This is a genomic window from Bacillus cereus group sp. BfR-BA-01382, from assembly GCF_022663475.1.
GTDB lineage: Bacteria > Bacillota > Bacilli > Bacillales > Bacillaceae_G > Bacillus_A > Bacillus_A thuringiensis_S.
Genome location: NZ_JAKUFQ010000211.1, coordinates 1 through 2,737, shown reverse-complemented (window position 1 = coordinate 2,737; position 2,737 = coordinate 1). Strand labels below are relative to the sequence as shown.

Genomic DNA, 2,737 nt, shown 5'->3' with positions numbered 1-2,737 from the left:
ATTCAAATATCCTCGTGCTAATGCGATACCTCCTATATAAAGTTCACCTACTGTCCCAATAGGGACAAGTTTTTTAGCTTCATTTAATACATATACCTCTACATTGGGAATAGATCGACCAATAGGTGGTGTCCCTTTGCCGCTATAAATGTCTATAGTAGCAACCGATGCTTCTGTTGGACCATATGCATTTATAAAGAGGTGATTTTTCACCCATCGTTTTGCCACTTGTTCACTACAGACTGAACCCGCAGAAATAACAGTTTGTAATTCCTCAAATTTAGATTCATCTAACAGATTTAGTACCGTAGGGGGTAAAAATGCATGCGTAATTTTTTTTTCTAGCAAAAACTGGGTAAGTGGCTCGACTGGCATAATATCTTGTTGACCACATACATATAAAGTTCCACCAGACACCAGAGTTGCGAAGATATCATATAGTGAAACATCAAATGCAATTGAAGAAAACTGAACTACCTTACTACCCGTATTTAATTTTGTAAAATTAATGCTGGCATTAATAAAATTACATAGACCTTTTTGTTCATAAAGGACACCCTTTGGATTTCCTGTGGATCCAGATGTATAAATTACATATGCCAAATTATCTGGTTTAACTTCAATTGTAGGATTTATATTTTTTTCTCTCGAAATATTCATTTCATGTTCTTTTATATCAATACAATCTATTTCTTTAGGTATCCACTGTGTTAGATGACTTTGTGTCAGCAATACTTGTATGTTGGCATCTTTCAAGATATATTCAAGCCTCTTTGTTGGATATGCGGGATCTAGTGGGACATATGCGCCACCAGCTTTTATTATTCCTAATATACTTACAATCATCTCTAAAGAACGTTCTATATAAACCCCTACCATACTTTCAGGGCCTATGTTTCGTTTTTGTAGATAAAAAGCTAATTGATTTACTTTTTCATTTAATTCCTTATAAGTTAACTGTTGATCTTTATATACCAACGCAACAGAATCTGGATTCTGAATTACTTGCTGTTCAAATAACTCTTGAATCACTACATCTTTTTGATAATTGCCCTCTATGTTAGTCCATTCATGTAATAATTGCTTTTCTTCGTTCTTAGTGAGTATTCTTAGATTCTCAATAGGTTCCTCCGGAAATTGTAAAATTTCATCTAGCCAAATTTCAAAAGATTGAGCCATTCTTTTTATTGTAGAAACCTTAAATAAGTCTGTATTATATTCAAAATCCACTTGTAATCCTGTTGGTATCTCTTCCGTTGCTATAGTTATATCAAACTTTGCACCATTCATATGTCTAGGGATTTTTTCTACGCTATGATCTAATAATTTTGGTAACTCTTTTAATTGATTGTGAAAAACAAACATTGTCTGAAATAATGGAGAATAACTCATATCACGTTCTGGTTGTATAGCTTCTATAACTTTTTCAAAAGGAACGTCCTGGTTTTCTTGTGCATCTAACATTTTTTTCTTTATTTGTTGGACCAATTCTTTAAATGTTATATTATTTGAGCAATCTGCACGATAGACTACAGTATTTGCAAAGAATCCAATAAGATCTTCAACTCCTGGATAATTCCTATTTGCAATCGGGCTGCCTACTAAAATATCTTTTTGATTGGTATAACGAGAAAGAAACCCTTGATAACTTGCTAATAATGTGGCGAATAATGTAACGCCTTCCTTAGAATTGAATACTTTTATTTTTTCTAACAATTTATTGGGTATGACAATTTGATACGTATCTCCATTATAGCTTTGTATTATTGGACGAGGATAATCCAATGGGAGTTCCAATATAGGAAGTAAACCGCGTAATTCTTTCCCCCAATATGCTATTTGTTTTTGTATAATGTCTTCTGTTAACCAACTTTTTTGCCATTTTGTAAAATCAATATACTGAACAGGTAAAGGGGGAAGCTTTTCAGTTTCGTTTTCTAAAAATGCCTGATAAAAACTCATCCATTCATTGATAAAGGTATCTAATGACCAGCGATCAAAAATAATATGATGGATGGTGCAAAGAAGTACTAACTCTTTATTGTCCATTACTATTAAATGAGTACGTAATAAAGGTCCTTGGCTTAAATCAAATGGCTTTTTAGCTTCTATTTTTGATATATTTTCTATTTTAGATGTTTTATCTTCAGGAGAAAGATAACGCAAATCAATTACTGATAAGGGAACTGTTATATCTTGTTGAACAATTTGCACTGGTTTTCCGTCAACTTCATGAAATACTGTCCGTAGAATTTCATGGCGATGTATTATTGCATTATATCCTTTTTTTAACATCTCAATGTTCCATTTTCCTTTTAAACGCCATGCAATCGGGACATTGTAAAGCGCACTATTTGTTACAATTTTATCCATTATCCATAAACGCTGTTGAGCGAAAGATAATGGTTCGTATTGTTCACGTTTAACTGATTGTAATGGTGTAAAAACATCGATCTCCCCCGTTTTTCCCAATAAAAATGTTAAACGTTTTGAGAAATGTTTAATGGTAGGGCATTCAAATATATCACGTATTTGTACTAGAATTGAAAAATCAACACCTAAACGTGAAGTTATTTTAGTTGCTAGGAGAGAGTGTCCACCTAACTCAAAAAAATTATCGTTTATTCCAATGACAGAGGAGTCAATCCCTAATACCTCTGACCAAATTTCTACCATTTTTTGCTCTACTCTATTCCGAGGTGCTATATATCCCTCGTTCGTTTGTATAATAGAGGCC

1 protein-coding gene is annotated in these 2,737 nt (G+C 33.1%); it reads right to left on the bottom strand.

Annotated elements, in window-relative coordinates:
• Nucleotides 1–2,676: non-ribosomal peptide synthetase (locus MR160_RS33355; RefSeq protein WP_242299188.1), on the bottom strand; the 2,676-nt coding region annotated here is incomplete at its 3' end.
• Nucleotides 2,677–2,737: the final 61 nt, after the last annotated feature.